Source organism: Gordonia amicalis NBRC 100051 = JCM 11271 (assembly GCF_000332995.1).
Lineage (GTDB): Bacteria > Actinomycetota > Actinomycetes > Mycobacteriales > Mycobacteriaceae > Gordonia > Gordonia amicalis.
On sequence record NZ_BANS01000007.1, the window covers coordinates 121,539 to 142,795 of the forward strand.

The 21,257-nt window shown below is 66.7% G+C and carries 22 protein-coding genes; 11 read left to right on the top strand and 11 right to left on the bottom strand.

Annotation, left to right across the window (positions count from 1 at the left end):
* Window positions 1-107 precede the first annotated feature (107 nt).
* Window positions 108-1,688 (top strand): MFS transporter, encoded by a 1,581-nt coding sequence (locus GOAMI_RS04100; RefSeq protein WP_006435128.1) that lies wholly within the window; start codon window positions 108-110, stop codon window positions 1,686-1,688.
* A complete protein-coding gene (locus GOAMI_RS04105; RefSeq protein ID WP_006435129.1) occupies window positions 1,676-2,254 on the top strand; it encodes a nitroreductase family protein in 579 nt (192 codons plus the stop codon). Before GOAMI_RS04100 ends, GOAMI_RS04105 begins: the two co-directional genes overlap by 13 nt.
* Before the next feature lie 107 nt (window positions 2,255-2,361).
* On the opposite strand, the gene GOAMI_RS04110 is transcribed toward GOAMI_RS04105, so the two are convergent.
* Entirely contained in the window at window positions 2,362-3,807 is a 1,446-nt protein-coding gene (locus GOAMI_RS04110; RefSeq protein WP_006435130.1) for an MFS transporter, read from the bottom strand.
* Window positions 3,808-4,165: 358 nt separating this feature from the next.
* Here GOAMI_RS04110 and leuA point away from each other — a divergent pair, with 358 nt between their 5' ends.
* From leuA to GOAMI_RS04135, 6 genes are all read left to right on the top strand, one after another.
* Window positions 4,166-6,016 (top strand): 2-isopropylmalate synthase, encoded by a 1,851-nt coding sequence (gene leuA, locus GOAMI_RS04115; RefSeq protein ID WP_006435131.1) that lies wholly within the window; start codon window positions 4,166-4,168, stop codon window positions 6,014-6,016.
* A gap of 166 nt (window positions 6,017-6,182) precedes the next feature.
* The gene (locus tag GOAMI_RS04120; protein WP_006435132.1) at window positions 6,183-6,773 is read left to right on the top strand and encodes a TetR/AcrR family transcriptional regulator; all 591 of its coding nucleotides are present in this window, start codon (window positions 6,183-6,185) and stop codon (window positions 6,771-6,773) included.
* A gap of 141 nt (window positions 6,774-6,914) precedes the next feature.
* Window positions 6,915-7,496: a TetR/AcrR family transcriptional regulator gene (locus GOAMI_RS04125; RefSeq protein ID WP_006435133.1), complete on the top strand. Its 582-nt coding sequence runs from the start codon at window positions 6,915-6,917 to the stop codon at window positions 7,494-7,496.
* Between the two features lie 271 nt (window positions 7,497-7,767).
* Window positions 7,768-8,298, top strand: coding sequence for a hypothetical protein (locus GOAMI_RS04130; protein WP_006435134.1), 531 nt, complete (start codon window positions 7,768-7,770; stop codon window positions 8,296-8,298).
* A gap of 51 nt (window positions 8,299-8,349) precedes the next feature.
* Window positions 8,350-8,496, top strand: a complete 147-nt coding sequence (locus tag GOAMI_RS22985; protein WP_157228264.1) for a hypothetical protein — start codon at window positions 8,350-8,352, stop codon at window positions 8,494-8,496.
* A 124-nt stretch (window positions 8,497-8,620) separates the two neighbouring features.
* On the top strand, window positions 8,621-9,640 hold the full coding sequence (locus tag GOAMI_RS04135; protein ID WP_006435135.1) for an LLM class flavin-dependent oxidoreductase: 1,020 nt from the start codon (window positions 8,621-8,623) through the stop codon (window positions 9,638-9,640).
* Between the two features lie 22 nt (window positions 9,641-9,662).
* Here GOAMI_RS04135 and GOAMI_RS04140 read toward each other — a convergent pair whose 3' ends face one another.
* Genes GOAMI_RS04140 through GOAMI_RS04185 form a run of 10 tightly spaced genes read right to left on the bottom strand, consistent with a single transcriptional unit; the run spans window position 9,663 to window position 18,387 of the window.
* Window positions 9,663-10,436 (bottom strand): hypothetical protein, encoded by a 774-nt coding sequence (locus tag GOAMI_RS04140; RefSeq protein WP_006435136.1) that lies wholly within the window; start codon window positions 10,434-10,436, stop codon window positions 9,663-9,665.
* Between the two features lie 31 nt (window positions 10,437-10,467).
* A complete protein-coding gene (locus GOAMI_RS04145) occupies window positions 10,468-11,424 on the bottom strand; it encodes an MlaD family protein (RefSeq protein ID WP_006435137.1) in 957 nt (318 codons plus the stop codon).
* Window positions 11,421-12,455, bottom strand: coding sequence for an MlaD family protein (locus tag GOAMI_RS04150; protein WP_006435138.1), 1,035 nt, complete (start codon window positions 12,453-12,455; stop codon window positions 11,421-11,423). The genes GOAMI_RS04145 and GOAMI_RS04150 overlap by 4 nt, the downstream gene beginning before the upstream one ends.
* Window positions 12,452-13,042, bottom strand: a complete 591-nt coding sequence (locus GOAMI_RS04155; protein ID WP_006435139.1) for a hypothetical protein — start codon at window positions 13,040-13,042, stop codon at window positions 12,452-12,454. Before GOAMI_RS04155 ends, GOAMI_RS04150 begins: the two co-directional genes overlap by 4 nt.
* Window positions 12,988-13,575, bottom strand: a complete 588-nt coding sequence (locus GOAMI_RS04160) for an MlaD family protein (protein ID WP_006435140.1) — start codon at window positions 13,573-13,575, stop codon at window positions 12,988-12,990. The genes GOAMI_RS04155 and GOAMI_RS04160 overlap by 55 nt, the downstream gene beginning before the upstream one ends.
* The gene (locus GOAMI_RS04165; RefSeq protein ID WP_006435141.1) at window positions 13,575-14,588 is read right to left on the bottom strand and encodes an MlaD family protein; all 1,014 of its coding nucleotides are present in this window, start codon (window positions 14,586-14,588) and stop codon (window positions 13,575-13,577) included. Before GOAMI_RS04165 ends, GOAMI_RS04160 begins: the two co-directional genes overlap by 1 nt.
* Window positions 14,585-15,601: an MlaD family protein gene (locus tag GOAMI_RS04170; RefSeq protein WP_006435142.1), complete on the bottom strand. Its 1,017-nt coding sequence runs from the start codon at window positions 15,599-15,601 to the stop codon at window positions 14,585-14,587. The genes GOAMI_RS04165 and GOAMI_RS04170 overlap by 4 nt, the downstream gene beginning before the upstream one ends.
* On the bottom strand, window positions 15,598-16,632 hold the full coding sequence (locus GOAMI_RS04175; RefSeq protein WP_006435143.1) for an MlaD family protein: 1,035 nt from the start codon (window positions 16,630-16,632) through the stop codon (window positions 15,598-15,600). The genes GOAMI_RS04170 and GOAMI_RS04175 overlap by 4 nt, the downstream gene beginning before the upstream one ends.
* A gap of 5 nt (window positions 16,633-16,637) precedes the next feature.
* Window positions 16,638-17,510 carry an ABC transporter permease gene (locus tag GOAMI_RS04180; protein ID WP_006435144.1) on the bottom strand — a complete coding sequence of 291 codons (873 nt, stop codon included), beginning with the start codon at window positions 17,508-17,510 and terminating at the stop codon, window positions 16,638-16,640.
* A gap of 55 nt (window positions 17,511-17,565) precedes the next feature.
* On the bottom strand, window positions 17,566-18,387 hold the full coding sequence (locus GOAMI_RS04185) for an MlaE family ABC transporter permease (protein ID WP_006435145.1): 822 nt from the start codon (window positions 18,385-18,387) through the stop codon (window positions 17,566-17,568).
* A gap of 483 nt (window positions 18,388-18,870) precedes the next feature.
* On the opposite strand from GOAMI_RS04185, the gene GOAMI_RS04190 reads away from it, so the two are divergent.
* The 3 genes from GOAMI_RS04190 (at window position 18,871) to GOAMI_RS04200 (ending at window position 21,235) form a co-directional block, all read left to right on the top strand.
* A complete protein-coding gene (locus GOAMI_RS04190) occupies window positions 18,871-19,191 on the top strand; it encodes a putative quinol monooxygenase (protein WP_006435146.1) in 321 nt (106 codons plus the stop codon).
* Window positions 19,192-19,383: 192 nt separating this feature from the next.
* The gene (locus GOAMI_RS04195) at window positions 19,384-20,577 is read left to right on the top strand and encodes a thiolase family protein (protein ID WP_006435147.1); all 1,194 of its coding nucleotides are present in this window, start codon (window positions 19,384-19,386) and stop codon (window positions 20,575-20,577) included.
* Complete coding sequence (locus GOAMI_RS04200) at window positions 20,570-21,235, top strand: TetR/AcrR family transcriptional regulator (RefSeq protein WP_006435148.1); 666 nt, start codon at window positions 20,570-20,572, stop codon at window positions 21,233-21,235. The genes GOAMI_RS04195 and GOAMI_RS04200 overlap by 8 nt, the downstream gene beginning before the upstream one ends.
* Window positions 21,236-21,257: the final 22 nt, after the last annotated feature.

Consider the following 21,257-nt stretch of genomic DNA (forward strand, 5'->3'; position numbering starts at 1 on the left):
CGCCGGTTGAGCCGGTACGGAGCGCAGCGACGCACCGCGCCCCCGCCGGTTGAGCCGGTACGGAGCGTAGCGACGCACCGTGTCGAAACCCCCCAAGGAGAACCATCGTGTCCACCCGCCTCGACCCGTCGAATCGGCAGCAGCCCCCGGGCGCCGCCGACCGACGTACCTGGTTGGGACTCGCGGTGCTCACGCTCCCGGTGTTCCTGGTGTCGATGGACGTCTCCGTCCTCTACCTCGCGATCCCGTCGATCACCGACGCGCTCGCACCGTCGGCCGCCGAGCAGCTGTGGATCCTCGACATCTACGGCTTCCTGATCGCCGGACTGCTGATCACCATGGGCAACCTCGGCGATCGGGTCGGCCGCCGTCGAATCCTGCTCGCCGGCGCCGCCGTGTTCGGCGGGGCATCGATCCTGGCCGCGTTCGCGCCGACCGCCGGCATCCTGATCGCCGCGCGCGCCCTCATGGGTGTCGGCGGGGCGACGCTGATGCCGTCGAGTCTCTCGTTGATCGCCAACATGTTCTCCGATGATCGTGAGCGGGGGCGCGCCATCGGCGTCTGGACCGCCGCCTTCGCCGGCGGCGCTGCCGTCGGTCCGGTCATCGGCGGCGTTCTGCTGCACCACTTCTGGTGGGGTTCGGCCTTCCTGATCAACGTGCCGGTACTGGCCGCACTCCTCGTTCTCGGCCCCCGCCTGATCCCCGAGTACAAGGCCCCGTCGGCCGCACGGTTCGACGTGCTCGGCGTCGTGTTGTCGATGGCCGGCATCCTGCCCGTCGTCTACGCGGTGAAAACCCTGGCGAGCGACGGTGTCGATCCGGGCGTCATCGTCATCGGGCTCGTGGGCGCGGCACTGCTCGTCGGCTTCGTGGTCCAGCAACGCCACTCCGCAGCCCCGCTGCTCGACCTGAAGCTGTTCCGGAACGCGCAGTACGTCGGCGCGATCACCGTCGCCCTCGTCGGCATGATGGCGCTCGGCGGGATGTCGTATCTGACCGGCGTCTACCTGCAGTCGGTGATGGGTCACGACGTCCTGGCCGCCGCGGTGGCCGGCCTCCCGATGGCGGTTGCGGTCGCCGTGTTCTCGGTCGGCGCTTCCCGTATCGCATCGATGGTCGGCATGCGCACAGCCTTCCTCGGCTCGATCGTGCTGGCCGCCGTCGGCAACTTCGGCCTGCTCGCACTGACCACGTCGTCGCCGATCTGGGTCTACCTCGTCTTCACCTCGATCGCCGGTATCGGTTACGGCATCCAGTTCAGTCTGGTGTCGGTCGTGGTCGTCGGCGCGGTTCCACCGGAACGGTCGGGCTCGGCGTCGGGTATCTCGGAGACCAGCTTCGAACTCGGCAATGCCCTCGGCCTCGCCCTGTTCGGTTCACTCGCGACGCTCGTGTTCCGCGGGCATCGCGACGGATGGTCGTTCGGCGACACCCTCGGCGAGACGCTGCATCGCGCGCTCGAGATGGGGACTCAGGGAGACGGTCTCGCGACCGCGGCCCGCCAGGCCTACGTCGAGGGCATGCACGCCGCATCGCTCGCCATCGGAATCGCACTGACACTCCTGGGCATCGGGCTGTTCTTCGCCATGCGCGAACCCGTCACTCCCGCGGGTGCCGGCGCGCAGACCGGCACCGACGAAGACGCGGTCGCCGCGCCGCTACCCTCGACCGAGTGCACGAACTGATCGACGGGCGGTGGAGCGCGCGAGGTTACGACCCCGCCGCCACCATTTCCGTGGCGGACCTCACGACCATCGTCGACGCCGGGCGGTGGGCACCCACCTGGGGTCGCATGCAGCCGGTCCGGTTTCTCGTCGGCCGCCGCGGTGACGAGACCTTCGAGGCCCTCAGCGGTGTGCTGACCCGCGGCAACGCCGGATGGGCGCCGCGGTCGGCGGCCCTGGTCCTGGTGTGCACAACGGACCGCCCCGACGATCCGAAGGAACATACGTATGCGGCCGTCGACGTCGGCCTCGCGGTGTCGCAGATGATCCTGCAGGCCGAGGCGCTCGGCTTCAACGGTCATCCGATGGCCGGCTTCGACGCCGCGGCCGCGACCACCGCCTTCGACATCCCGGCCGGCATACGGGCCCTCGTCCTGCTGGGGATCGGCGCCCTCGTCGAGGACCCCGCGTCGTTGCCCGAGGACATCCGCGAGCGCGACGAACGTCCCCGGACCCGACTCCCGCTCGACGAGGTCGCGTTCGCCGGCCGGTGGGGCCACCCGGCATTCACCGGTCTCGAGATGTGACCAGTGAGGCATCTGCCCCCTCACGGCGACGTCCCCGCCGCGATCGGTGATCGTGACGGGGACGTCGTCGTTCTGCGGACCGCGAATCAGTCTCGGCCCGAACACGTTCAGCCGACCAGCGCGGGTTCCTCCTCGGGCGATTCCGTCGCGGCGCGCATGGCCTTGTCCTTGGTCTCCACGATCAGGATCGTGCAGACCACGCTGATCGCCGACAGGCCGGCGAGCAGGACACCCACCCAGATCGCCCCGGGGCCGGCGATCAGTGGCGCGGCGATCAGCGGCGGGATGGCTCCGCCGAAGATGCCGGCGAGGTTGTAACCCATCCCCGCACCGGTGTAGCGGTAGCGCGCCTCGAACAGTTCGGGAAGCAGCGCACCCGCAGGGCCGTAGGCGATTCCGAAGATGAGCAGGGTGCCGGTCAGGCCGATGACGAAGGCGAATCCGCCGCCGATCTCGAGGATCGGGAACAGGACCAGCGCCCACGGGACGGCGATGGCGCACGAGGTCAGGATGACCCGGCGACGACCCACCCGATCGGACCACATGGCCGACGCGGCGGTGGACAATCCGAACACGATCGCGGCGATCATTCCCGCACTCAACACGAAGGTGCGTGACAGGTCGAGGCTCTTGGTGCCGTAGTTCGTGAGGAATGCGGTGCCCATGTAGAAGAGCGAGAACAGGCTCGCCAGCGCACCGCCGGCGATGAGGATCTCTTTCCACTGGTGACGAAAGGCATCGAGGAACGGCAGAGCGGGTTCGTTCGACGCCGGGCCATCCGACGCCGCGGCCTCGAGTGCCTTGCGACGCTGCACATCTCGGAACACGGGTGTCTCCGCGACCGCGAGCCGAACCCAGAGGCCGACGGCGACGAGGGCGAACGACAGGATGAACGGGATCCGCCAGCCGTAGTCGAGGAAGGCCGAGCTGGTCTCGCCGAGGGTCAGCGAGGCGATCAAGAAGGTCAGGCTCGACAGGAAGAACGCGAACGCCGGGCCGAGCTGCGGGAACATCGCGTACAGCCCACGCTTGCCCGCCGGTGCGTATTCGGCCGTCAGCAGCGTCGCGCCGGCCCATTCACCACCGACGGCGAAGCCCTGGAGGAATCGCAGGACGACCAGAGCGATGGGTGCTCCGATGCCGATCCCCGATTCGGCGAACCCGAAGACGCCGGACTCGTACCCCGGGAGGAGTCCCATCGCCACGGTCGCGAGGCCCATGATGAGCAGGGTCCACACCAGCGTGCGCTTGCGGCCGATCCGGTCACCGAAGTGCCCGAAGAGCATCGCCCCGACCGGCCGGGCGAAGAACGCCACGGCGAAGGTCGCGAAGGACGCGATCGTGCCCGTGACCTCGTCGGCCGCCGGGAAGAACACCGTCGGGAAGACCAGCGCTGCCGCGGTCCCGTAGATGAAGAAGTCGTAGAACTCGATGGTCGTGCCGATCGAGCTGGCGGCGGCGACACGTCGAAGACTGGTGGGCTTCGACGCAGGCGGGGTGTGGGGTTCGGGCGGTAGGTCTGCGCGTGGTGGATCGGCGGGGATCGTGGTCACTTGACGTCGTCCTTCTGTGCAGGCGGCAGAGTCGCGGTCGAGCGGCTCTGTCGAAGACCGGGCACGGAGCCCGTACACCCTTCGGCCGCTGGAATGATTTCCGTCACTCTCAGCGCCGTGCGTGATGCATGTCATAGCCTGACGGGTGTGTCGGACCCGCGGCACCCCCGAAGAGGGGGACACGAAAAACGCCCACACCTGCGGCTTTGGTCTCGTCAACGCCGAGGAGTACAGTCGTGCGCATGCAGCGTGCACTCCTTCTCGGTTGCCGCGGCGGGGTCTGACACGACCGGCCCTCCGTCGCGGGGCCCAATCACGCGCCGGTCACTTTCCTTCCAGACACGGAGAATGACCAACCATGGCACCAGCAGACACCTTCACCTCCGGCGCGAGCCGAATCGTCGAGCCGTCCGGCCCGATTCCCGCCGACCAGCCCGTATGGAATCCGCAGCGCAACTCCGCGATGCCGGTTCATCGCTATCGTCAGTTCGCCGACGAGGTCGAGACGATCTCGCTGCCGGACCGTACCTGGCCCGACAAGGTCATCACCAAGGCGCCGCTGTGGTGCGCGGTCGACCTGCGTGACGGAAACCAGGCCCTGATCGATCCAATGAGCCCGGCGCGCAAGCGTCGCATGTTCGACCTCCTGGTCCGGATGGGCTACAAGGAGATCGAGGTCGGGTTCCCGTCGGCCAGCCAGACCGATTACGACTTCGTCCGCGAGATCATCGAGGACAACGCGATCCCCGACGACGTCAGCATCCAGGTGCTGACCCAGTGCCGCGAGGAACTGATCGAGCGCACCTTCGAGGCCTGCCGCGGTGCGGCGAACGTCATCGTGCACTTCTACAACTCCACCTCGGTGCTGCAGCGTCGTGTGGTCTTCCGCGCCGACAAGCCCGCGATCATCAAGATCGCCACCGACGCCGCCCACAAGGTGCTGGAGGTCGAGAAGCAGTATCCCGACACCAACTGGCGTTACGAGTACTCGCCGGAGTCCTACACGGGCACCGAGCTGAGCTTCGCCAAAGAGGTCGTCGACGCGGTCACCGAGGTCATCGCCCCCACCCCCGAGCGGCCGATGATCATCAACCTGCCGGCGACCGTCGAGATGGCCACGCCGAACGTCTACGCCGACTCGATCGAGTGGATGCACCGCAACCTGGCTCGCCGCGACTCGATCATCCTGAGCCTGCACCCCCACAACGACCGCGGAACCGGTGTCGCCGCAGCCGAACTGGGCTACCAGGCCGGCGCCGACCGCATCGAGGGCTGCCTGTTCGGCAACGGTGAGCGCACCGGGAACGTGTGCCTGGTGACCCTGGGCATGAACATGTTCAGCCGGGGCGTCGACCCGCAGATCAGCTTCTCCGACATCGACGAGATCCGTCGCACCGTCGAGTACTGCAACCAGCTCAACGTCCCCGAGCGCCACCCCTACGGTGGTGATCTGGTGTTCACCGCCTTCTCCGGAAGCCACCAGGACGCCATCAACAAGGGCCTCGACCAGATGAAGTTCGACGCCGACGACGCCGACTCCGACGTCGACGACATCGTCTGGGCCGTACCGTATCTGCCGATCGACCCCAAGGACGTCGGCCGCAGCTACGAGGCCGTCATCCGCGTGAACAGCCAGTCCGGCAAGGGCGGCGTCGCCTACATCATGAAGGCCGACCACGGCATGAACCTGCCGCGTCGCCTGCAGATCGAGTTCAGCCGCGAGATCCAGAAGATCACCGACGGCGAGGGCGGCGAGGTCAATCCCAAGGAGATGTGGGACGTCTTCGCGCAGAACTACCTGCACCCGGTCTGGCCGCTGGAGCGCATCCGGCAGAAGGTCGACGCGGCCGAGGTCGACGGCGGCGAGGACCACATCACCGCGGTCGTGAAGGTCGAGGGCAACGAGCGCGAGATCACCGGTGCGGGCAACGGGCCGCTGGCCGCCTTCGTCGATGCCCTGGGCACCGTCGGCTATGAGGTCCGGGTCCTGGACTACAGCGAGCACGCCCTGACCGCCGGCGGCGACGCCAGCGCCGCCGCGTACGTCGAGACCGAGGTCAACGGCGAAACCGTCTGGGGTGTCGGCGTGGCATCGTCGATCACCACCGCCAGCCTGCGTGCCGTGGTGTCCGCGGTCAACCGCGCGTACCGCGTCACCTCGACGCCGCCGGCCGAGGACGAGGCAGCGCCGCGGACCTGGGCACCGTAGGTCGCAGACCCTCGTCGAAGACAGAATCCGGCTGATGGGCCGGGACCCGAGGCAAGCGTTTCGTCTCCGGTCCCGGCCCATCGGCGTATCCGCTCGGCGTCGGATCGACGAAACCGGACATCTGACCCATACGACCGATCAGCTCGGCGTGGAATACGGTAGCGACATGGCAGCCACCACGACGCGAGAGTTGTATCTGGAGACGGGCCTCGCCGTTCTCGCGGATTCGGGCTACAGCGCACTCAAGCTCGCCGAGGTCTGCAAGCGGCTCGGGGTCACCAGCGGTTCCTTCTACCACTTCTTCAAGAACTGGTCGGACTACACCAGCCAGGTCATCACGCACTGGTACGACTCGCGCACCGAGGCCGAGTTGGCGGCCGCCCGGACCGAACCGGACATGTCACGCCGCGTCGACGATCTCGTCCAGAGTGCCCTCGGCCTCCCTCACGACGCGGAGTCCGCGATCCGAACGTGGGCCGCGATGGATCCGGAGGTCTGCAAGGTCCAGGAAGCCGCCGACAGAGCTCGCTACGACGCGGCCCTCGAACTCCTCGACGACCGCGTCGCCGCCCACCGATACGCGAACTGGGCGCTCTACCTGCTGACCGGTTACGAGCAGACCACGCTCCCCCAGGACAAAGAGGCGCTGAAGTGGGCCGCCGACCAGTTCACCGCGGCGCTCGAGCGCGAAGCTCGCCGGTCCCGCGCGGAACGCACGACGGTCGACGGGCAACCGAGCGCCGACGTCCGTCTCTGAGGAGCTCCTCGAGCCGTAAAGGTATGCGTGCCACGTCTCGCACCCTGCCTCCTGTCGGACCCACCGTGACCACCGGTTAGTGTGCAAGAACGTCATTCGAGTATGCGAGGGATCTTGCCGAGAGCCAGACGACAGCGACGGTTGAGCACCGACAGGGCCGAAGCACGCGATCAGATCCTCGACGCCGCCGCCCGACACATCGAGCACTATGGGCTGGACCGAACGACGATCGACGACATCGCGCGTGAGACCGGGGTGTCACGGGCGACGATCTACCGCTACTTCGAGGACCGCTACGAGATCGTGCTGTCCCTCATCGGGAAACGTGCGCGAACCCTGATCGAGAAGATCCGCGAGATCATCCGCGACGAGCCCTCCTACGCCGGCAAGCTGACGGTCGGGATGATCGAACTGGTGGACCGGGGACGGCGTGACCCGATCCTGCGTTCCTTGATCTCCAGCGACACCGCTCTGCTGGGTACGCGCCTGCTCGACTCCTCGCATCTCGCAACCGATTTGACCGAGGAACTCTGGCAATCCGTCCTCGAGGAGGGCGTGGCGAAGGGTGAGTTCCGCGAAGACCTGGACATCACGCAGGCCTGCGCCTGGTTGTCCTACACCGAGATGATCCTGGTGGGGCGCCTCGAACTGGCGGACGTGACCGTGCCGCAACTCCGCCGGATGCTCGAAGCCCACCTCGTGCCCGGCTTCACCCGCGCCTGACGCCCAGACGCCGGTTCTGTGCCCCCTTCTCGACCCCGGCACACCCATGTCCGCAAAATAAGACACTAGACGCCAAATGTCTTACGTCGTATTGTGACGTGACCCAGACCACTCGAACCCGTCAAGCGAAAGGGCCTCACACTCATGACGGGCGTATTGGACGTCCGTTCTTGCCGCCCCCAACGGCCAGGACATCTTCGATGACCGACCCAACCGCGAGATCTCGACCGAGCTCGCGAACTGGTTCACCTACGTCTCCGCGGCGATCGCGGTGGCCGCGGTGCTGTACGCGATCTTCCTGCTGATCGCGCGCCGATCACCGCTCCTGATGTTCTGCATCCTCGGCAGCGTCTTGTGCAATCCCATCGAACCGATCTGGGAAGCCCTCGGCTTCCTGCGCTTCCACCCCGGAAATGACTTCGCGTTCAACATGTTCCACGTGCAAGGAACACCCGTGTCGTACCCGTGGTGGGCGATCTTCGTCTACGTCCTCTTCTCCGGCGTGGCCTGCTACACGATCTACCGCATGTACGAGAAGAGCCCTACCCGTCGCACGTTCTGGTACTGCGTCGCGGGCCAGGCCGTGTTCAACATCCTTCTCGAGGGCTTTGTCATCACCGCGGCGTACGACTACTACGGAGATCACCCGTGGCGCTGGGGCAGCGACTTCCCGCTGTGGTGGGTCTTCGCGAACTTCGGCGAGGTACTGTCCGCGGCCATCCTGATCGTGGCCGTGCGTTACTGGGGCAAGAAGGCGATGGCCCTGGCCATCCTCGTCGTCCCGTCCGGATTCGCGGCGTAGCAACTGCGGGCGGGCTGGCCGGTCTACGTCACCCTCAACATGGATGTCTCGATGACGGTGCGCAACCTCTCGGCTCTGCTCACCGCGGTCATCGCCCTCGCCACACTGTGGGCGATCGAGCGGATCATGTTGTCGCGGAACGTCACCGAACTCGCTCCCGCGGACACGAACCACACCCCGGCCGCCGCAGCCGGCTGACCCGGACTGGTCGTCGCGGGGGTTGTGCCGACTCCGGCGCAACCCTCGCGGCGGCACGACACTCCTGGGTCCGACACACGCCAACGTCCGGGAACAAAACGGACCGGGGTATCATTTACCGACCATGAAGAAGATCGGTTTCCTGTCGTTCGGCCACTGGTCGGACTCCCCGGGCTCCCAGGTCCGCTCGGCATCGGACACGCTGCTGCAGTCCATCGACCTCGCGGTGGCGGCCGAGGAGCTCGGCGTCGACGGCGCCTACTTCCGTGTCCACCACTTCGCCCGACAGCTCGCATCGCCGTTCCCGCTGCTGGCCGCGATCGGCGCCAAGACCAGCCGCATCGAGATCGGCACCGGCGTCATCGACATGCGCTACGAGAACCCGCTGTACATGGCCGAAGACGCGGGTGCAGCCGACCTCATCGCCGAAGGTCGCCTACAGCTCGGCATCAGCCGCGGATCGCCCGAGCAGGTCATCGAGGGCTACAAGTACTTCGGATATGTCCCACCGGAGGGCTCCACCGACGCCGACATGGCCCGCCAGCACACCGAGGTCTTCCTCCGCGTCATCGAGGGTGGCGGTTTCGCCCGCCCCAACCCGCGCCCCATGTTCCCGAACCCACCCGGCCTCCTGCCGGTCGAGCCGCAGTCACCCGGCCTGCGCGACCGGATCTGGTGGGGAGCCGGCACCCGCGCCACGGCCGAGTGGACCGCCCAACAGGGCATGAACCTGATGTCGTCGACGCTGCTCACCGAGGACACCGGCGTTCCGTTCCACCAGTTGCAGGCCGAGCAGATCCAGCGCTTCCGCAAGGCCTGGGCCGACGCCGAACACCCGCACGAGCCGCGGGTGTCGGTGAGCCGCAGCATCTTCGCGCTCGTCGACGACCGTGACCGGGCGTACTTCGGTCGCGGCGGCGCCGAGTCGGATCAGGTGGGCGTCATCGACAACACGGTCGCCCGCTTCGGCCGCAGTTACGCCGACGAGCCGGACAAGCTCATCGATCAGCTCCGCGAGGACGAGGCCATCGCGGCGGCCGACACCCTGCTGCTGACCGTGCCCAATCAGCTCGGCGTCGAGTACAACACCCACGTTCTCGAGTCGATCCTCACCCACGTCGCTCCCGCGCTCGGCTGGCGCTGAGCCGCCCTGCGCAGAATCGCGGTCAGTTACCCGGCTGGCCGGGCAGGCCCGCGCCGAGACCGCCGACATCGGTGATGGTCCAGCCACTGGCCTTGTCGAGGGTGATCGTGTAACTGGCGGTGGCGGTCACGCCGTCCGGCGTCTGGCGGCTCTTGGAGTCCATGTCGACGAAAACGCGGACCACGTACTGGTTTCCGTTCGAGCCGGCGACGGTCGCGGCGAGCTTCTCCGCCGTGGACACGTACTGCATCTGGGTGAGCAGCGGTGCGACGACGTCCACCGCGGTGCCCATCTTCTCCTCGAGCTGTTGCGTCACACCGGTCTCGAGCGCCTTACGCCACGCGTCGATGTCCTGGTAGTCGACCTTCGACACGTTGAGCGCATAGTCGCCGGCGACCTTCTCGGCCTCGGTCTCGGTCGCTATCTTCGCGTTGACCGCGGCCAGTTCATCGGCGGAACCGTCGGTGGCCCACAGGATTCCGAAGACCGCCGCCAGTACGACGGCGACCGCAGCCACTGCCGACACCGCGATCAGCGGGACACGCGCAGCCGGGGCGGCACCGGACTTGCTGCCCGACTTGTTTTTCCCGCCCTTCTTCTTGCCGTTCTTGGCAGACGCGTTCTTGTCCTTACCGGACTTGTCCTTGGCGCCCTTGTCCTTCTTGGGCTTCACCGGCCCGTCGGCCCCGGCCTCGACCGGCTGCGCCTCGTCGAGTGCGACCGCCGACGATGCCGTTTCTGCGGACGTGTCCTCGGCGTGGTCGGCCCCTGCGGTCGGGTCGTCGTGGGTGCTCATCGGTACTCCTTGTACTGCTTGGGGTTGTAGATCATGATCCCGGCGCGGTCAGGGTGACACGCAGCCGGTCGCCGGGAAGGGAATGAATGGCGTGGTCGAGAAGGTCGGCGAGGTCGATCATGCCGACCAGCGGTCCGGTCGCCTTGGAGATGGGGCGAAGGATGCCACCGAGCGCGAGGAGGTCGGGCGACAGTTTCTCCAGCACCTCGACCAGCTGCTTCTGCTCGTCGCGCCAGGACCCCATCACCTCGCTGCCGCGCAGCTTCCGCGACGCGAAGAACAGGTACTCGTAGGACACGCCGAGGGACTCGCCGAACGCATCGAGCTGAGGCGGAGCAGCCATCATCGCCGGCTTCAGTTCGTCTGTCTTGGAGAGGATCTCGGTCATGTGATCGGTCAGCGCATCGAGATGCCCCTGCCGCGACGGCAGCGTCATCAACAGGAGGTCGGCACCGCGACGCACCGCCGGGGTGACCGCGGACTCCACTCCGGTGACCGATTGCGAGAGCGTGTCGAGCAGGCTCGTCACCCGCTCGGGTTCGACTTGTTCGAGCATCGCCGAGGTGTCACCGAGGAGCTGCGCCACCGACGTCGGCACCTCGACAGTCTGCGTCAGGTGCGCGCCGTCCTCCAGCCACGGTCCACTGTCCGTGTTGGGCATGAAGGCGAAGACGGGCTCACCCAGCGACGACAGCTGCTCGATCTTCAGGTCCGTCGCGACCGGAACCCGTTGGTCGGCAGCGTAGGTCAGCGCAACACGAACCCCGCCGGTCCGACCGGTCACCTCGTCGACCGTGCCGATGTTCACGCCGCGGTACACCACGTCGGAACCACTCTTCAGTCCGGACGAGTCGGTCAGGTCGACGGTGATGCTCGTGCGCTTCTCGATCGGATCGACGGCCAGCACCCCGATGAGGAGGTATCCGACGCCGAGGACCGTCGTCATGATCAGGGCGCCCGCCGAGAGCCATCCGGGGATTCGACTCATCGGACCGCCCCCACCATCTTCAACAGCAGGAAGGCGTTCGCGCTCACATCCTGCTCGGCCATGCTGACCTGCTTCACGTTGACGTTGGGCCCCAACAGGAACGGAACCAGTTTGTTCTTCGTGAACGACGTCACGGTGGCCGCATTGCCGTTCAGCTGATGCGGGCTCGCCGAGGGTTCCCGGATGAGCGGGGCGATCAGTTCGAGATTCTCCCGGACGTGAGGCAACCGCGGGATCAGCCATTCGAGACCGGTCGTCAGGGTGTTCACGTCGATCACCACGTTGAGAACCGCGCTCATGAACTGCGGGACGCGCTCCAGCCGGGTGCGGGCATGATCGGAGAAGATGAATCCCAGGTCGTCGCGCATCGCATCCAGTCGACTGCTCAGCTCGTCGGCCGCCTCGATGCTCCGTCCGAGAGAGTCCAGGTTGTCTGCCGACTCACGTACTGCCGCAGAACCGAATTCGGACAGACCACGCAGCTCCGCGACATCCGAGGGCAGGGTCTTGTTCAGCTCGGCGATGGCGTCCTGGAGACGGGTGACGCTCCCGGCGTTGACGAAGTCGGCCATGCGCGCCAGCACGTCCTCGATCTGCGGACCCGGATCGGTGTCGTCGAGGGCGACCACGTCACCGTCACCGAGGAGCTCCGGCCCCATCTCGACCGGCGGGATGAGAGCGATGTAGATGTCGCCGAGCATCGACGTCTGCCGCAGCTCGGCGCGCGTACCGCGCGGCAGCTCGACATCCTCGCTGACGTCGATGTGCGCGACCGCAGCCTCGTCGGTGAGCGTGATCGACCTCATCGAACCGACCTTCGCGCCGTTGCTTCGTACCTCGGCACCGGCGGGAAGACTCAGCAGCGAACTGAACTCGAGGTGGAGCCGGTAGGTCGGACCGCCCACACCGGTTCCCGGCATGACGTAGTTGCTGGGGTTGAACGAGCAACCGGCACAGACGATCACCGCGGCGAGGAGAACGCCGACCCATGAGGTCAGGCGACGACGCGACGAGGCGAAGCCGTGGGTCATCGGTGGCCTCCCAGGTCGTTCAGCAACAACTGCGGCAACGGGACGGTGATCGTCTTCGACGTCACCTCGCACCGGCTACCGGGGATCTTCTTGAGCGCTGCACACAACGCTCCCGCGTCGGCGCTCTTCACCGCGGCCTTGGGTGCGCGGTAGTCGACGCCGACACCACGCCCCGGACTTTCGATCATGCGGTGGAGCATCGTGAGGATTCCCGGGATCTTCCCGAGGATCTCCGGCGATTCCTCCGCCTGGGTACGCACCATGCTGACGATCGGCACCGACGCGTTGAGCACATCCATGATCAACGGGAAGTTCTCGTTGAAGAGCCGATCCAGCGGATCCAGTGCATCGGCGAGCTTCTCGACGATGGTCTTCACCAGACCCAGCATGTACTCGATCAGTGCCAGGCCGGGACCCAGCGTCTTGATGGTGGTGGACACGTTGTCCCAGTCGGCATCGACGAACTCGGTGAGCTCCGCGCTGTTCTCGATCAGGGTGCCGAACTCCCTCATGAAGGTGTCCGGGGACTCCATCAGGTTGCCGAGTTCACGCAGCTGCCGGTTGATCGTCGGTCCGAGTCCGCCCATCTCACGGTCGGCGCCCTCGAGCAGCGCCTGGAGTGGGAGGCGGCCCGACTCGTCGGCCGTGGTGATGTCCTTGAAGAACCGGGAGAGAACGAGTTCAACGCGTCCGGCACGCTGGTGGGCTCGGCGGTACGTGACTCCGGGATGCAGGTGCCGTCGAATTCGGTTCCGCCATCGGGGACTTCGGTGTTGACGAGCTCGACGCGACGATCGGTGAGGATCGAGGAGTTCACGATCGCCGCACCGACGTCACGGCCGAGGGTACGGTCGTCGATCGTCATGTCGACCTGCACCTGCGTGCCGCGCGGGGTCACCGATTCGACGGTTCCGATCTGGATACCGCGAATGGTCACTGCCGCACCCGGGTACAGACCGAATGAATTCTGGAAGGCCGCGCAGATGCCGTTGTCCGAACCGCTGTCGGTGCGGGTGAAGGCGACACTGCAGACGGCGACGACGGTGACGACGATCGTGAAGACGGCCAGCGTGCGACGTCTGGCCGGCGAGATCTTCTGCGGCTGTTGCGGTGTGGTCATCAGCAGATCCGTCCGGGAACGGGCAGGCAGACGTCGGGGAGTTCGGTGGTGAGGCCGCTCTGGTCGACGAGGGCCTTGCCCTCCGGACCGGCGAGCTCGCCGAGGCTGAGCAGCGTGGCGCGCAACTGGTCGACGACCTGTGTGGACCAGTCCTCCATCTCCTTGCTCAGGTTCCTGGCCTCGACCACCGGCCCGAGCAGCGGCTCGATCTTCTGCTGGTAGGGACCCGAGAGGAAGTCGAAGACGACGCCGACGAGGACCGAGGTCGAGTCCGCGAAGATCTTGGTCTCGGTCGCCGACGCCATCGTCGACGGCCCGAGGACCGCATACGCCCGGATCACTTCGGTGATCAGCGCCTTGTTGTCGAGCACCGCGCCCACGTATTCGTTGGACAGCGACAGCAGGTCGGTGATCTGGTTCTTCTGCTCCGCGAACAGTTCGATGATGCGCTGCATGTTGGTCACCGTGCTGCGCACCGATCCGGGTGCGCCGGCGAGGGCATCCGACGACGCGGACATCGCATCTCGTAGTGCCCTGGTGTCGATCTCGTCGGTCACCTCGACCGCGCTCTTGACGAGGTCGTTGACGAGGAACGGCACCGCCGCCCGCGACTGTGGGATCGGTTCACGCAGTGGGTTGGTACCCGAGGGCATCATCGCGAGGTACAGACCGCCGACCGGGGTCAGCATCCGCACGCTCACCGACGTCGTATCCCCCACGAAGACATCGTTCTTCACGGTGAACTCGACGTCGACGTGGTCGTCTTCGAGAGTGAGCCCGAGGACCTTGCCGACCGGGATGCCGGCCACGCGAACGGTGTCACCCGCGCGGAGGTTACCCGACTCGCTGAGCTGCAGATGGAAGGTCTGGTTGCCCGGTGGCTTGAGGTACAGGATGCCCGTCGTCGCGATGACGATCGCGACGACGGCGATACTGATGGCCGCCCACCACATCTGGGATCTGCTCGACGCATATTCCGAGCCGATCAGGGTCTTGCTCCTGGTGTCGCTCATCGGTCCCCCTTGCACACCGTGAGGGCTCGGCCGTTCATGAGCACCGTCGCGGCAACGGGCATCGAGAAGGTCCCGTTGCTGCACGACGACGCCGGATTCGCCTTCGGGATGAGCTGATTCAGCCCCTCGAGCACGCCCGGCAACATCGACAGCGACTTCACCGCCGCGGTGGTGTCCGGGATGACCTCGGAGATCTTCTGCGTCACATCATCGGTGGTGCCGGTCGCCCCGAGGCCCATCAGCGAGAGGGCATCGGTGACCCGCAGGATCTCGGAGAGTTCGATCGAGCCCTTGCCCATCAGGGACAGGAACTCCTCCATACGGGTGGCGATGGGGATGAAGATCGAGTGGAAGACCTTGAGGATCGCGGCGAGATTCGCCGAGCGGCCGTTGATCTCCTTCGAGATCCGTTCCAGGTTCCCGACGATCGTCTCCATCACCGCGGTCCGGTCACTGGCGTAGGAGGTGAGCAGCGAGACGTCCTTGAGCACCGGCGTCATGTCGCTGCTCCCACCGTCGATGAGTGCGACCAGGTTGGTCGCGAGACGGTTGTAGACCTCGGGATCGGCCGCGCTGAGCAGCGGGCGCAGGCCGTTGAACACCGTGGTGATGTCGAAGGAGTCCGCGGTGTTGGTGACGAGTGCGCCGTCGGCTACCGCCGGCGCGGCCTCCTCGCCCCGGATGAGCTCGATGTAGCGCTGCCCGGTCAGGTTCTGGAATCGGATGGACAGCTTGTCCGAGGTACGCAGTCGGTGTTCGTCCTGGATGTGGAAGGAGACCTCCGCACGGGCGTCGTCGGTCAGGTCGATCCCGGTCACCTTGCCGATCTGGACACCGCGCAGACGGACGTCGGCGTTCTGGGTCAGACCGAAGACGTCGCCGAACGTGGCACGGTAGTCCACGGTCTGGCCGGCCACGGGACGCTGGATGGCCTGCACGATCAGGGTGATGATGAGCGCGGCGGCAACACCGAGGATGGCGAGCCGGATGGCGGCTTGGCGTGGACTCTTCACCGCTGTTCCCTCTCCGTCGGTGCTTCCGTGGTCTTCGCCAGTGCGGCCAGGGGTTGTCCGAATGCCGGGAATCCCTGCAGGAGGATCTCGGTGTCGAGGTCAACGCGGTCGCCACGACGATGCAGTGCCCCGTCGGCGCCGTCGAGCAGGCGCTCGACCTTGGCCGGCGTGATGCCTTGCAGCCCTTGGTTGAGCGGGACGATCAGGCCGAGCATCACGTCCATGAGACCGGCCATCGGGGCGAGCGCGCCCACGAGACGCCCGGCGAACGAGAAGACCAGGTTCGAGACCTCGACGACCGTGCCGTTGGCCAGTTCGACCTGAGCCGGATCGTCGAGATCCTCGACCGAGGCCAGCGAGTTCAGGATGCCGATGGCCGACGGGGTGAACACCGCGGCTCCCTCGGAGGCATTGGCGATCTTGGGCAGCAACTCACCCATCGACAGGTTCATCTTGCGCTGCATGGTCCGCAGCATCACCAATCCGGATGCCATCAGCGGCGCCGACGCGGCGGTGAGCTCGGCACCGGCGTCGAGTGAGGTCGCGAGGTCACGATTGACGACGTCGATCATCAGTCGTCCCGAGTCCCGCATGATCGTCGTGATGGTGTCGTCGGACGCCCCGTTGCCGAGATCGAGAACCTCCGCGGGACGCAACGGGTCACCGGACCCGGTGGGAACCAGTTCGACTGCCGTCGAACCGAACACGGTGCCCGAGATGAACCGGACGTCGAGCTCGTCGGACAGTTCGCCGAACCGCTCGTCATCGACCGAGAGGGTGATCAGCTGACGACCCGGCCCGTGCGGACGATGGTCGACGACCTCGCCGACCGTGAGCCCGTGCAGCCGGACGGGTGTCGCTTCTCCCACACCGTCGCCGAGGTCGGAGACCACCAGGGCGAATCGCACGCCGTCGGCGGGAGCCGGCGTGACCTTCTGCCACACCACGACCGCGAGGACCGCAACAAGCGCGAGGACGACGAGACCACGGATGCGGTATCCGCGGATGCTGGGTTCACGATGCGAGCTCATGCTCCTCACCCCGCGAAATCGATTGACGATTCGAGACCCCACATCAGCAGGGTGAGGACCATGTCGCAGACGGTGATCGCGACGAGGCTGGCGCGGATCGCCCGGCCCGATGCCACGCCGACGCCCTCGGGCCCGCCCGACGCGTAGAAGCCCTGGTACGCGTGCACGAGGGTGACCACCACGACGAACACCGCAACCTTGATCAGCGAGTACACGAGGTCGACAGGCTGCACGAACATGTCGAAGTAGTGCTGATAGGCGCCGGTCGCCTGACCTTGCACCGCGGTGACCGTGAGTTTGGTGGTCGCGAAGCCGAGCGCGAGCGCGATCAGGTACGCGGGGATCACGGTCAGCACCGAGGCGATCACGCGCGTCGACACCACATACGGCACCGGATCGATCGCCTGCGCCTCGAGGGCATCGATCTCCTCGGAGATCCGCATCGCGCCGACCTCTGCGGTGATCCGGCACCCGGCCTGTGCGGCGAATCCGACCGCGGCGATCAACGGCGCGAGCTCACGGGGGTTGGCCAGCGCCGACATGGCCCCGGCGAGCGGACCGACACCGAGCATGTCGAGAACCTCGAAGCCGATGATGCCGATCATCGCGCCGGAGACGACACCCATGAGCGCGAGAACCGGTGCCACACCGCCACCGACGATGACCGCGCGTCCGTTGCCCCAGGCGAGGTCGGTGAAGATCTCGGTGGTCTGACGACGGTGTTTGGCCAGCGCATGCCCGACACCGCGCAGCGCCATCCACACGAAATGGAACTGGCGTCCCAGAGCGTCGACCGGTTCCCACGCGCGCTCGATCGAGCGCGTCCAGCCGAACCCGCGACGCCGGTACACGGCGGGTTCGTTGATCTCGGTGCTCATCGACTATCAGTCACCTCGACCCAACACTTCTTCGCGGCATCACTTGTACTACCCGTCACAGGAATCGAATGGGAACGAACATCATGGTCAGCTGGGTCAGCGCGAGGTTGATGACGACGCAGGCCAGGATGCCCAGCACGACTGCGGCATTCACGCTGTCGGCGACACCCTTGGGCCCGCCCTTCGCCTCCAGCCCGCGGTGGCAGGCGATGGCCGCCACGACGAAACCGAAGACCACCGCCTTGCCGAGGCAGATCAGCAGGTCGGTGATCGAGGCGAAGCTGCCGAACGACAACCAGTACGAGCCGGGTGCGACGCCCTGACCCAGGGCGGCAACAGCGAAGCTGGAGAGGATGCTCATCAGGATCACGAGCACCGAGAGCGCCGGCGCCACCACCGACATCGCCACGAGGCGTGGTGCGACGAGACGCTGGTGAGGGTCGATGCCCATGGTGCGCAGGGCGTCGATCTCGTCGCGAATCGTCCTGGCGCCCAGGTCCGAGGCGATGGCGGAACCGCCGGCTCCGCCGACGAGCAGTGCCGTGGCCAGCGGTGCGATCTGCTGCATGACCCCCATACCGCCGACGGCGCCGGCCATCGAATTGGCGCCGACGTTGGACGCGACACTGCCGATCTGGACCGCGATCACGACCCCCATCGGGATGGAGATGAGGATCGCCGGCCAGAGTGAGACCGACACGAAGAACCAGCCCTGAACGAGACTCTCGCGCAGGGGGAATCGGCCGGTCACGATCTCGGCCACGGCGATTGCCGACGACCGCGTCGTCATCCGGATCAGTCGGCCGAACGTGCGGACCGATCCGAGCACATAGGTGACGGGACCCGAACGCGCGACCCCGATGCTCGCAGTGCTCACGACACCCCGTCAACTGCGCTCCGACACTCCCCCCGGCCACGAAATGTGACCGAACGCACGAAGCATAGGGAGCCGGGATCCTGCCGGGCAAGCCTGATAAGTCACGTGCAACAAGATTGGGGCCCGGAAACTGACCGTGGAGTAGGTATGACCGCGCACACGTTCGAACCGCCTTGGCCGCACGGTTTTTCAGCGGCCGTGGCACCTGGCCTGCGGGTTCACTCCGACCCCGGAGTCTCGCCGCCGTCCAAATCCGACATCACGCGTAGTCACATCGAACCCTCGACTGTGTTCTCGGTCTCATTTCCCGACGGCGGCCCGTTCGGCTCACCTCGGCAGGTCCGGGAGTGCCGTCGTGCGGTCCGGCGACGCGACATGGGGCATCGACGGCGGGCTCGGCGAAACCGCCACGCGAACCCGCGACACTCCCCTAACGTCACGACCTACCCCCATCCCCACCCCTATCCCATAGGAGACCCACCCATGTCCGAAGTGATCGTCGTCGCCACCATCTCGCCCAAGGCCGGCGAGGAGCAGGCCGTCCGCGACGCGGTTCTGGCCGCCATCCCCCAGGTGCACGGCGAACCCGGCTGCGGGAAGTACGCACTGCACGAGGCGACGGGCGACTCGACCGATCTCGTGATGATCGAACGCTGGGAGTCGTTCGAGGCACTGTCGACGCACGGCAGCGCACCCGCGCTGACCGAACTCGGCAAGAAGATCGGCCCGCTGCTGGCCGGCCCGCTCGACGTGAAGACGTTCAGCGCCGTTCCCGCTGGTGACGCGGACAAGGGCGCCATCTGACACCCTGACGCGACAACGCCCTCGCCCGAATCCACTCGGGCGAGGGCGCCTGAACCTCTCGAATCCCCGGCGCCTTGTTGATTCAGCGGACAGGCACGTGCTAGACCGGTATAACGATCGTTAGATAAAGTGACCGGCGCCATGCGGTGCTCGGTCACGTCCGCGACACCACATGCTCGAGAGGAAACCTTCATGCCCGAAGCCGTCATCGTCGACGTAGTCCGCCTCGCATCCGGAAAGGGCAAGCCCGGTGGCGCCCTGTCGGAGACCAAGCCGGTCGAACTGCTCGCCCACGTGCTGCGCTCGCTCGTCGAGCGCAACGACATCGACCCGGCCATCGTCGACGACGTGATCGGCGGCTGCGTCGGCCAGGCGGGTGAGCAGGCCCTCAACATCTCGCGTACCGCACTGCTGTCGGCCGGTTTCCCGGAGTCCGTCCCGGCGACCACCGTCGATCGCCAGTGCGGATCGAGCCAGCAGGCCGCCCACTTCGCCGCACAGGGCATCATCGCCGGCGCCTACGACGTCGTCATCGCCGCCGGCGTCGAGTCGATGAGCCGCGTGCCCATGGGCTTCTCCACCGCCGGCCGCAGTCCGTACGGTCCGAGCATCGAGGCCCGTTACCCGGAAGGCCTTGTCAACCAGGGTGTTTCGGCCGAACTGGTGGCCGCGAAGTGGAAGTTCGACCGCGAGGCACTCGACACCTTCGCCGCCCAGTCCCACCAGCGCGCCGCTGCCGCCGCTGCGGACGGCTTCTTCGATCGCGAGATCCTGCCCATCGACGTGGTCAACGCCGCGGGTGAGACCTTCACGCACAAGGTCGACGAGACCGTGCGCGCCTCCACCACCGCCGAGGGACTGACCGGGCTCAAGTCGTCGTTCTACAACGAGGATCTGGCCAAGCGGTTCCCGGAGATCAACTGGCACATCACCCCGGGCAACTCCTCGCCGCTCACCGACGGCGCATCCGGTGCCCTCATCATGAGCGACACGATGGCGTCGAAGCTGGGCCTGACCCCGCGCGCCCGTTTCCACTCGTTCTCGGTCGCCGGCGACGACCCGATCTTCATGCTGACCGCACCCATCCCGGCCACCCACAAGATCCTCCAGCGTTCGGGGCTGTCCATCGAGGACATCGACGCCTACGAGGTCAACGAGGCGTTCGCGTCGGTCCCGATGGCCTGGGCCCAGGAGTTCGGCGCCGATCCCGCCAAGCTGAACCCGCGCGGCGGTGCCATCGCCCTGGGTCACGCACTCGGTTCGTCGGGCACCCGCCTGCTGGGCACCCTGGTCAACCACCTGGAGGCAACCGGCGGCCGCTACGGCCTGCAGACCATGTGCGAAGGCGCCGGCATGGCCAACGCCACCATCATCGAACGTGTCTGAGGCAGCCAAAACCGCTGCTGCCAAACGGTTCACGATCGACACCGAGGGACACGACTGGCGGCGGCGCGAACCCGTGCCGCTGCCGTCGACCCTCGTCGCGGCGAAGCACGCGTTCTACGAGCGCGGGTTTCACGGGACCTCGATCCGCGACATCGCCTCGCGGGCCGGGGTCTCCCTGCCGACGCTCTACTACCACCACGACAACAAACTCGGCATCCTCGTGGAGTTGCTCGAAGCGGCGATGACCTCGGTCCTCGCCTGGGTCGGAGCAGCCATCGAGGAGGGACGTACGCCGAGCGAGAAGCTGTCGAACGCGATCGAGTCCATCGTCCTGCACATGACCAGCGACCTCGAGCTGGCCAGTGTCGCAAGCGAGTTCCGTCATCTCGACCCGGAGGACCCGCGCCGCGAGCCCTACATCGCGATGCGGACCGAGACCGAGACCATGCTCGCCGACGTCATCCAGGCGGGCCTGGAATCGGGCGAGTTCCGGTTCGACCAGGACGTCAAGGACGTCCTGCGCTACCTGTTCGGCGCCTGCCAGGCGGTGACCACCTGGTACCGCCCGTCCGGTGCGCGGACACCCGCCGAGGTCGCGGCGTCCTACGCCCTGATCGCGCTGCGGGTCGTCGGCGCGCAGGGCACGAACGACGACTGACACATCCATCGCAAACTCACGA

Excerpts from the sequence above, each read along its gene's own strand:
- GOAMI_RS04145 (WP_006435137.1), bottom strand. The coding sequence starts at position 11,424 with ATGAGTCGAATCCCCGGATGGCTCTCGGCGGGCGCCCTGATCATGACG.
- GOAMI_RS04165 (WP_006435141.1), bottom strand. The coding sequence starts at position 14,588 with ATGAGCGACACCAGGAGCAAGACCCTGATCGGCTCGGAATATGCGTCG.
- GOAMI_RS04175 (WP_006435143.1), bottom strand. The coding sequence starts at position 16,632 with ATGAGCTCGCATCGTGAACCCAGCATCCGCGGATACCGCATCCGTGGT.
- GOAMI_RS04140 (WP_006435136.1), bottom strand. The coding sequence starts at position 10,436 with ATGAGCACCCACGACGACCCGACCGCAGGGGCCGACCACGCCGAGGAC.
- GOAMI_RS04160 (WP_006435140.1), bottom strand. The coding sequence starts at position 13,575 with ATGACCACACCGCAACAGCCGCAGAAGATCTCGCCGGCCAGACGTCGC.
- GOAMI_RS04135 (WP_006435135.1), top strand. The coding sequence starts at position 8,621 with ATGAAGAAGATCGGTTTCCTGTCGTTCGGCCACTGGTCGGACTCCCCG.
- GOAMI_RS04155 (WP_006435139.1), bottom strand. The coding sequence starts at position 13,042 with ATGGGCGGACTCGGACCGACGATCAACCGGCAGCTGCGTGAACTCGGC.
- GOAMI_RS22985 (WP_157228264.1), top strand. The coding sequence starts at position 8,350 with ATGACGGTGCGCAACCTCTCGGCTCTGCTCACCGCGGTCATCGCCCTC.
- GOAMI_RS04180 (WP_006435144.1), bottom strand. The coding sequence starts at position 17,510 with ATGAGCACCGAGATCAACGAACCCGCCGTGTACCGGCGTCGCGGGTTC.
- GOAMI_RS04190 (WP_006435146.1), top strand. The coding sequence starts at position 18,871 with ATGTCCGAAGTGATCGTCGTCGCCACCATCTCGCCCAAGGCCGGCGAG.
- GOAMI_RS04150 (WP_006435138.1), bottom strand. The coding sequence starts at position 12,455 with ATGACCCACGGCTTCGCCTCGTCGCGTCGTCGCCTGACCTCATGGGTC.
- leuA (WP_006435131.1), top strand. The coding sequence starts at position 4,166 with ATGGCACCAGCAGACACCTTCACCTCCGGCGCGAGCCGAATCGTCGAG.
- GOAMI_RS04120 (WP_006435132.1), top strand. The coding sequence starts at position 6,183 with ATGGCAGCCACCACGACGCGAGAGTTGTATCTGGAGACGGGCCTCGCC.
- GOAMI_RS04195 (WP_006435147.1), top strand. The coding sequence starts at position 19,384 with ATGCCCGAAGCCGTCATCGTCGACGTAGTCCGCCTCGCATCCGGAAAG.